The sequence below is a fragment of the Amycolatopsis sp. NPDC051128 genome (genome assembly GCF_040682715.1).
Lineage (GTDB): Bacteria > Actinomycetota > Actinomycetes > Mycobacteriales > Pseudonocardiaceae > Amycolatopsis.
The window spans coordinates 1-8781 of record NZ_JBFBBN010000098.1 but is presented as its reverse complement, the minus strand read 5'-3'; the positions used below and the strand labels follow the sequence as shown (position 1 = coordinate 8781).

At 70.7% G+C, this 8781-nt stretch carries 7 protein-coding genes; 5 read left to right on the top strand and 2 right to left on the bottom strand.

Going from position 1 to position 8781, the window contains the following annotated elements:
• Nucleotides 1-146 precede the first annotated feature (146 nt).
• Complete coding sequence (locus AB0M82_RS45735; RefSeq protein WP_364736140.1) at nt 147-1250, top strand: glycosyltransferase; 1104 nt, start codon at nt 147-149, stop codon at nt 1248-1250.
• On the opposite strand, the gene AB0M82_RS45730 is transcribed toward AB0M82_RS45735, so the two are convergent.
• A complete protein-coding gene (locus AB0M82_RS45730; protein ID WP_364736138.1) occupies nt 1234-3114 on the bottom strand; it encodes an FAD/NAD(P)-binding protein in 1881 nt (626 codons plus the stop codon). The two genes, AB0M82_RS45735 and AB0M82_RS45730, sit on opposite strands and share 17 nt — an antisense overlap.
• A 182-nt stretch (nt 3115-3296) precedes the next feature.
• Here AB0M82_RS45730 and AB0M82_RS45725 point away from each other — a divergent pair, with 182 nt between their 5' ends.
• The 3 genes from AB0M82_RS45725 (at nt 3297) to AB0M82_RS45715 (ending at nt 6685) form a co-directional block, all read left to right on the top strand.
• The gene (locus AB0M82_RS45725; RefSeq protein WP_364736136.1) at nt 3297-3593 is read left to right on the top strand and encodes a hypothetical protein; all 297 of its coding nucleotides are present in this window, start codon (nt 3297-3299) and stop codon (nt 3591-3593) included.
• A gap of 347 nt (nt 3594-3940) precedes the next feature.
• Nucleotides 3941-5200 carry an MFS transporter gene (locus AB0M82_RS45720; RefSeq protein ID WP_364736134.1) on the top strand — a complete coding sequence of 420 codons (1260 nt, stop codon included), beginning with the start codon at nt 3941-3943 and terminating at the stop codon, nt 5198-5200.
• A gap of 318 nt (nt 5201-5518) precedes the next feature.
• The gene (locus tag AB0M82_RS45715) at nt 5519-6685 is read left to right on the top strand and encodes a GGDEF domain-containing protein (protein ID WP_364736142.1); all 1167 of its coding nucleotides are present in this window, start codon (nt 5519-5521) and stop codon (nt 6683-6685) included.
• Nucleotides 6686-6691: 6 nt separating this feature from the next.
• Here AB0M82_RS45715 and AB0M82_RS45710 read toward each other — a convergent pair whose 3' ends face one another.
• A complete protein-coding gene (locus AB0M82_RS45710) occupies nt 6692-7336 on the bottom strand; it encodes a TetR/AcrR family transcriptional regulator (RefSeq protein ID WP_364736132.1) in 645 nt (214 codons plus the stop codon).
• Nucleotides 7337-7423: 87 nt separating this feature from the next.
• Between AB0M82_RS45710 and AB0M82_RS45705 the strand changes: the two genes are divergently transcribed.
• On the top strand, nt 7424-8647 hold the full coding sequence (locus AB0M82_RS45705) for an alpha/beta fold hydrolase (protein ID WP_364736130.1): 1224 nt from the start codon (nt 7424-7426) through the stop codon (nt 8645-8647).
• Nucleotides 8648-8781 lie beyond the last annotated feature (134 nt).

Sequence of the window (8781 nt, the reverse complement as noted above, 5' to 3'; positions counted from 1 at the left end):
GGCCGAAGCTCTGCTCGACCCCGGATCCCCCCACTCCACAGAACGCTCGAACGGTGGTGACGCGTGATCAGCATCCTGATCGCGGCCGCGGCGGTGAAGTCCCTCAATGCGACATTCACGGCGTCGCGACCGGTACGCTCGGGTGAGTGCGGATCCTCTTCTCGTGCCGCCCGGCGTACGGCCACCTGTTCCCGTTGCTGCCCCTCGCGAACGCGGCGAAGGCAGCCGGGCACGACGTCGTGTTCGGCACCGGCGAAGCGTTCCTCGGCAAGGTGCGTGACTTCGGTTTCGAAGCCCATCGCGTCGGCATCGCCATCGGTGAGGCGGAAGCCGAGGCCAAGCGGCGGCACGGCGAAGACGCCGAATTCGTCCAGCTCGGCATCACGATGTTCGCCGACCTGCTCCCGCGGGCGACGCTCGACGACCTGACGCCGCTGCTCCCGGACCTGCGTCCCGACCTGGTGATCTACGAGCAGAGCGACATCGGCGCCGGGGCGGCGGCGCAGCGGGCGGGCATCCCGGCCGTCTCGCTCGTGATCGGCCGGTCGATGCCGCCGCCGATCGTGGCGGCGGCGGCCGAGCTGCTCGCCCGCGTGTGGGACCCGCTCCCCGCGGACGCCTTCTTCGGCGACACCTGCGTCGACGTCTGGCCCGACAGCCTCCGCGACCCGGGCACCGTCGGCGTGCCGAAGGTGTTCCGGATGCGCCCGACGCCGTTCGACCTCGACGTCCCGCTCCCGCCGCTCGCCCGGCCGCTGGTTTACCTCACGCTGGGCACCGTGGTGTTCGGCGCGACGGACGTGCTGCGCGGGGCGATCACGGCCCTCGCGAAACTGCCGGTGAACGTGCTGGTGGCCGTCGGCCCCGGCGACCCGGCGCTGCTGGGCGAGCTTCCGGAGCGGGTCCAGGTGGCGGAGTTCGTGCCGCAGGGCGAAGTGCTGTGGCACGCGGACCTGGTCGTGCACCACGGCGGCACGGGAACCGTGCTCGGCGCGCTGGCCGCCGGCCTCCCGCAGCTGATCCTGCCGCAGGGCGCCGACCAGTTCGCCAACGCGGAGTCGCTCTCGGCGCTCGGTGCGGCGAAATCCCTGGTGGGCGACGCGATCAGGATCGACGCGATCGAGGCCGCGGCCCGCGAACTGCTGGACGACCCGGCCGCCGGCGACATCGCCCGCGGCGTCGCGGCGGAGATCGCGGAAATGCCTCCGCCCGAACAGGTTCTCGACGAACTCGTCAGCTGGGCGGGCTGACCAGCGCCAGGATTTCCCGTGCCACGGCGTCGTTCTGGCGGAAGGACAACGCGTTCGTCCGCGGCCGGGTGAACGCCGCCGCCGAGCGGGCGCTCGTGTGCGGGCCCACCGCGAACCGGTGCGGGTACGGCCGGCCCGTGCCGTCGAGCAGGCGGGAATCCGCGACGCGCGTGTGGATCCGGCCCGACGGCAGCAGCGTCCCCGTGGCCGGGTCCGCCACCGTCTCTTCGGCGAGCTCGCCCGCGTCGCGCAGCTGCCGGAGCAGCGCGTCCGCCGCCCGGGTCACGCTCGGGCCCGGCAGGCGCGCTTCGACCAGCGTGCGCGCCTCCACGGTTCCCGGGTAGCTGGCCCCCGACGCCACGAAGACGTCGCGCTCCGCCGTCACCCGCATTTCCGCGCCCGCGAAGGAAACCACCCCGGCCTCGTGCAGCGCCAGCAGCTCTTCGAGCCGGCGCGGCGGCGGACCGCTGGCGTAGTACGAGAAGAACCCGTGGAACCAGCCGTCCATATCGGACACCTGGGACTCCGCCCCCAATCGTCCTTTTTGGACCAGGATCGGCAGCTGGCCGTAAACGGAAAGCAGGGCCATGAACGCGCCGAGGTCGGCGCTGAACTCCTGGTCCGCCCGGCGCGCCAGGTCGTCCTCGATGTACTCCCGCAGTGCCTTGCCGAACTCCCCCGCCGTGCCGAACTCGCGCCCGTGGAGTGGCCGGTCCAGGCGGTCGAGGTCGAGCCGGTCGGCCTCGGCCGGCACCGCTCGCGCGATCAGCTCCCGCATGCCCGGCGAATCCCAGGCCAGGTCGGCGAAAGCGTCGGCGAACACGGCGAAGTCCAGCCGCACCCGCTCCGGGTGCCCGGTGAACAGTTCGCTGTAGTAGCCCCAGGCCAGCTCCTTCGCGATCAGCGGCCAGATGTCCGCGCGGAAGTCGAGGGCGGCCCCCGGCAGCCCGTCGATGGCGTAGGCGTCGAAGAACCTGGGCAGCCGCGCCGGTTTCCCGCGCAGCCGGTAGCCGATCTTCGCGTGGTACGGCACCCCGCGCCGCGAGCCGACGTGCAGCACCGGCTCGGCGCCGCTCGGCCGGTAGCGGAGGCCACCGCCCGGGAGCTCCTCGAACCGGCCGCCGCGGCCCTCGGTCAGCAGCAGCATCAGGTCGACGAACGCCAGCCCGAACCCGCGCACCAGCACGGTTTCGCCCGGGGCGATACCGGAATAGTCGACGTCGGCGGTGTAGCCGGCCGGGTAGTAGGTCAGCCCGTGCCGCGCGGCGAACGACACCAGTTCGCGCTCCCGCCCGTCCGGTTCCGCGTCGAGGTGCCCGACCGTGAACACGACGGCGTCCGCGGAGACCGTCGATCCGTCGGACAGGCTGACCGCACGGCCGTCGACCCCGACCGCCCGCGCCGCGTGCTCGACGACGTCGATGCCGTCGGGCAGGTCCTCGACGACCGTCCGGTACACCCAGGTCAGGTAGGCGCTCTGCAGCCGGCGGGTCGGGAAGTCGAAGCTGTCCAACGCCGCCAGTTCGGCGCCGACGTCGGGCGGCACTTCGACGTCGAGACGGCCGTCACGGACCTTCCGCGCCCACTCCAGCAGCGACGGCCCCGGCCGCACCGGGCCCGCCATCTTCACCGAGTCGTCGGTGAACATGGTGACGTCCTCGGGCATGGAGTTCATCCGCAGCAGCGGCGACTGGTCGTACCGCCACACCCGGCCGGGCCCCGGCGGGAACGGGTCGATCAGGTGCACCTCGAGCCGGCGGCCGCCGAGCAGGTCCGCGGCGTTCGCGCCGAGCCGCTCGAGGACGCCGACCCCTCGGGGTCCGGCGCCCACGACGGCGAGGGTGAACGGCGGAACATCGGCCACCGAACCGAAGCTACGCCGAGGTCCTTGCCCGGGACGCCCTTCCCACAGAGCGGAACCCGCGGGGGACCAATCGCCTCGGGCCCCGGCTCCGAATGCCTTGGGCACACCGGTGAAAGGAGCGGATTTGTCCTTCGTCCACCCAGGCGCCCGGGCCCTCGCACCACCCCCGCGGCGGCGAAGACGTGGCCGATGAGATCGGTCCGCCGCACCGCGTCCCCACCGCGCAGGACGTGGTCGGCACCCTGCTCAGGGGAAACTGGGCGATCTTCGCGCACGAGTGGGCCGACCCGGACGGGATCGACCCGCAGCACTGGCGGGACGTCGTCGAGGCCGCCGCGGAGGCGGCCGGGGTCGACGTCGAGTTCGTGGTCATCCCGCGCCGCTCCCTGACCGTCGTGTTCAACCGGGCGGCCCCGCCCACCTTCGAGCAGGTCCGCGCGTCGATCGAGGTGATCGAGCGCCACCGGGCCCGCGGCTGAGCTTCGCCACCCCGACCTGATCTCCGGCCGCCGCCTGACCCTCACCTGGGTAGCCACCCTGCGAACGCGAGGTGGCTACTTTTGCCCCTGGTCCCGAACCAAGGGGTACGGAATGATCCATTGGTGACTCCTGGGCAACCGGTCGGACACTGCGGGCTATCGTCTGACCCGTTCGGGAAGCTCCGTGACACTTTGGATACCAGCGAAAGAACCTAGAGATTTACCAACAGTCACGAGACACTGACTGGGGTAACTCACTTACCGTGACCGCCTGATGACTGACTGGTCGTCTCGTCACCGGCGGTCATGCGAAGGACACGGTCTGCACAAGAGGTCGGGAGAAACGCATGGCAGTACCGCCGGATCGAGTCACGTTTCGCGAGGTGTTCGGGATCGCCGAGTTCCGGGCGCTGTGGTTCGGGGAACTGCTGTCGATCGCCGGCGACCAGCTGGCCCGCGTCGCGCTGTCCATCCTCGTGTTCACCGGGACCAGCTCCGCGACCCTGACCGGCCTGACGTACGCCCTGACCTACGCCCCTTCACTGCTGGGCGGCATCTTCCTGACCGGCTTCGCCGACCGCTTCCCCCGCCGCAGCGTGATGGTGGCCGTCGACGTGCTGCGCGCCGCGCTGATCCTGCTGGTCGCCCTGCCCGGCATGCCGTTCTGGCTGATGTGCGTGCTGGTCGGCGGGGTCTCCCTGGTCAACCCGCCGTTCAAGGCGTCCCAGCTGGCGCTGCTGCCGCAGGTGCTCGAAGGCGACCGGTTCGTCGTCGGGATGGGCATCCGCAGCATGACCGTGCAGAGCGCCCAGCTGCTCGGCTTCGCCGGCGGCGGCGCTCTGCTCATCGCCCTCGACCCGCGCGTCGCGCTGGTCATCGACGCCGGCACCTTCGTGCTCTCGGCCCTCTTCATCCGCTTCGGCGTCCGCGCCCGGCCGGCCGCGGCGAACGGCGAGCAGCGCAAGTCGTTCTTCGCGACGCTCAGTGGCGGCGGCCGGACGGCGTTCGCGAACTCGCCGTTGCGGACACTGGTCCTGTTCACCTGGCTGATGGGACTGCTGCCGGTCTACGAGGGCATCGCCGCGCCGTACGTGTCGGCGGCGGGCGGCGGTCCCGAAGCGATCGGCCTGCTGCTGGCGGCCGACCCGATCGGCAGCGTCATCGCGACCTTCGCCTACACCCGCTGGGTGCCCGCGCGGCTGCGGCCGAAGCTGATCGGCCCGCTCGCGGCGCTGTGCGCCGTCCCGCTCCTGCTGTGCTTCCTGAACCCGGGGCCGGTCGCGTCGATCGTGCTGTTCATCGTGTCGGGTGGCTTCGGCACCGTCTGCCTGCTGCAGGCGACCGCGTCACTGACCCTCGCCGTGCCCGACGAGCAGCGGGCGCAGGTGATGGGCCTGTCCAACACCGGGCTGACCACGATGATGGGCGTCAGCCCGCTGATCGGCGGCGTGCTCGCGGATCAGCTGACGCCGCACGGAACCGTCGGCATCTTCGGCGTCGCCGGGCTCGTCCTCACCCTGCCGCTGGCGGCACTGTGGACTCGAGCCCTGTCGAGCGAGCCCGCCCGATGGATCGACAAAGAAGCCGCACGCGCCGACCATGCTTGACATGCCCCGCGCGTGGGCTCGACCTGCGCGACCTTGCGGTGCGCTGTGCGGTCACTGTTCTTTGCCGCGCATCGCTGGCCACCTCTCGTTCTGGTGTCAAAGAAAAAGTACACACCGAAAGCCCTTGTGGACAGCTGGCAAACGGTCTGAAACTGTCTGTGAGTACTTTGTCACCGTACATTCGCGCAAGGGTCTGGGGGAAAAATGGTCACATCGGGGGAACAGGACGGCCAAGACTTGATTTCTCGCGTGCGGGGCTGGGCACTGTGGGGGCGCCCTCGAGACTGGATCATCGCCACGCTGACCGCCATCGCGGTCATGCTCACCTGGACGGCCGCTTCGCTGCTGACTGTGCCGGTGACGCTCGCCCAGCTGGGCACGTTTCTGCTGCTCACAGCCCTGGCCGTGGCGCAGACGGAGGTCAGCAGGCGGCTGGAGCGGCAGCGCCGCATCCTCAGCAACGGCCCCTACATCTCGATGACTTCGGTGTGGCTGCTGCCCGCCGGGCTGCTGTTGCCGGCGCAACTGGTGGCCGCGCTCGGGTTCGTGCTGTACGTCTACCTCGCGTTCCGTAGCTGGGCAGGCACCCGACCGGGTGAATTTCACCGCGTAGCCGCGAACGCGACCACGATGATCCTCTCGGCGTTCGCCGCGGGTGTCGTGGCTCACCTCGCCCTCGGCAGCGGCGTCGCGACCGTGACGCTGGCCGCGCTCGCCTTCTTCACGGTCAACACCGCGCTCACCGGCCTCGGCCTCTACCTTGCCGACCCCGAGAGTGCGACTCCCGTGTCGTGCCTGGGAAACATGGACGACAACCTGCTGGAACTGTCCACTTTGTGCGTCGGCGCCCTGCTGGTGATGGTCCTCAACGAGGAGCCGCTGCTGTCGGTGCTGGTCATCCTGCCGCTGTACGTCCTGCAGCGGTCCGTGCTGATCAGTCGGCTCGAGGAGCTCGCCACCACCGACCAGAAGACCCAGCTGCTCAACGCGACCACCTGGCAGGACGGTGCGCAGCGGGAGATTTCGCGCGCGGCGCGGGACAAGGGCAGCTTCGGCGCCATGATGATCGACCTCGACCACTTCAAGCGGATCAACGACACCTACGGGCACCTCGCGGGGGACGACGTGCTCAAGGCGGTCGCCGCCGTGGTCAAGCAGGAGACCAGGGCGCACGACCTGGTCGGCCGGTTCGGCGGCGAGGAGTTCGTCGCCCTGCTGCCGTCGACGTCCAAAGAGGACGCCATCATCACGGCGGAACGGATCCGGCAACGGGTCAGCGAGCTGATCATCAGCACGAAGACCAACGAAGGCGCCGCCGTCGAAATCGAACGGCAGACGGCGTCCATCGGCGTCGCCGCCTACCCGCTCGACGGGTTGTCGATCGAGGAAGTGATGGCGTCCGCCGACGCGGCCGTGTACGCGGCCAAGCACAGTGGACGCAACCGGGTGGTGGGGTCCCCCGAAGTGGCCTTGGCCGCGGCTTAGCCGCGCCTACCGCAGCCGGTCGATGACGTCGCTCGCCTTGGTCTGGAGGCGGGCGACCCCACCGACGGTGAATTCGGTGAGCAGGTCGATCAGGGCTTCCTGATCCGGCGGCTCACCGTCCCAAGTGGCCTGGACCAGCGACTCGGTCATCGCGAAGAAGAGCGTGACGAGCGCGCGGTCGGCCCGGCCGGAGTCGATGCCGTGCGCGGCCCAGCGCCGGCGGCTGGCTTCGGCGTAGACGACGGCCAGCCGCTCCCTCAACCGGGTGAGAGCGGGGTCGCCCGCGCGCTCCGCCGCGCGGAGCACGCCGTAGGCCTCCGGGTTGTCGGCGACGAAGGTGACCATGTTGGCGTAGTTGGCCCGCGCCCAGGCCCGCAGGCCGGGCTGCGGATCGGCCACGGACGGCCCCGCGATGGCGGCGAAGGCCCGCTCCTCGGTTTCGGCCACGACCTCGGCGAACAGCGTCGCCCGGTCACCGAACTGCTCATAGACGGCCTGCCGCGAGACGCCGGCTTCGCGCGCGATCTGCTCGATCGTCGCGCCCTGCATCCCGTGCAGCGCGACGACCCTCGCCGTCGCCCGCAGCACGCGGGCGCGCTGCTCCCCGACCGGCAGCTTGCGCGGCCGCCCGCGCGGAGCGGGGCTTGACATGGTGACCCACCTCACGTGATTCTTTTTCCGACACCTCTGTCTAAAAAGGTGTTCCCGCGCACTCGACCTGCTCAACGAGGAGCAAGCATGCGTATCTTCCTCCGTCGCGCCCTCTGCGCGGCCGTGGCCACGGTTTCCGTTCTGGCGTTGGCGACGCTCGGCCCGCCCGCCGCCTCCGCCGCGTCCTTCTACGACCCCCCGTCCCCCTTGCCCGCCGGCGGCAACGGCGACGTCATCCGCCACGAGGCGTCGACCTTCTACATCGACCCCGTCAAACTGATCAAGGCCGACGCCGTCGTGCGGCGGATCATGTACCGCAGCACCGACACGCACGGCGCGCCGATCGCGGTCACCGGCACCGTGCTGACCCCGCGGTCGGCCTGGTCCGGCGCCGGTGCGCGACCGATCGTCTCCTACGCCGCCGGCACCCAGGGCGAGGGCGACGACTGCGCGCCGTCGAAAGCGCTTGCCGCCGGCTTCGAGTACGAAGGCCCGTTCATCGCCGGGCTGCTGACGCGGGGCTACGGCGTCGTCGTCACCGACTACGAAGGGCTCGGCACGCCAGGCGACCACACGTACGTCAACCGCGCGGCGGAGGCGCACGCGGTGCTCGACGCGATCCGCGCGGCGCAGCGGCTGCCGGAGGCGGGGCTCCCGGACGACGGCCCGGTCGCGATCGCGGGCTACTCCCAGGGCGGCGGCGCGTCGGCCGCGGCGGCGGAACTGCAACCGAGCTACGCGCCCGAGCTGAAGCTGAAGGGCGCGTACGCGGGCGCGGTGCCGGCGGACCTCGCCGAAGTGGCGAAGAACCTCGACGGGCACTACGCGTTCGGCTTCCTCGCGTTCGCGATGGTGAGCATGAACTACGCGTACCCGGAACTGAACATCCCGGACCTGCTCAACGCCCGTGGCAAGCAGCTGTTCGAGCAGGTGCGGACCGAGTGCACGGTGGAAGCGATCGCCGCGCACGCGTTCACGCGGTCAGCGGGCCTGACCAACGACGGGCGGCCGGTGACCGGGTTCCTCGGCGAGGAGCCGTACCGGTCGCGGGTGGCCGAGCAGAAGATCGGGACGCTGAAGCCGTCGGCGCCGGTGCTGATCGTCCACAGCGCCCTCGACGACATCGTGCCGTACGCGCAGGACCGTGAGCTGGGCCGGACGTGGTGCGGCAAGGGCGTGCAGCTGCGGTTCAGCACCACGCTGGTGCCGACGCACGCGCTCACCGCGCTGCGGGCGTACCCGGAGGCGTTCGCCTGGCTCGAGGCGCGCTTCGCCGGCCTCCCGGCGCCGTCCAACTGCGGCCTGTTCTAACGGTCACCGAAAGCCGTGAATGTCGCATTGAGAGACTTCAAGTCCCTCAATGCGACTCGGAGTCATGGGGTCGTTGCAACACCGCCTGGTTGAGAGGGTGGGTTGTGGTGAGGGTGCGGAAGTTTCGGTGGTTG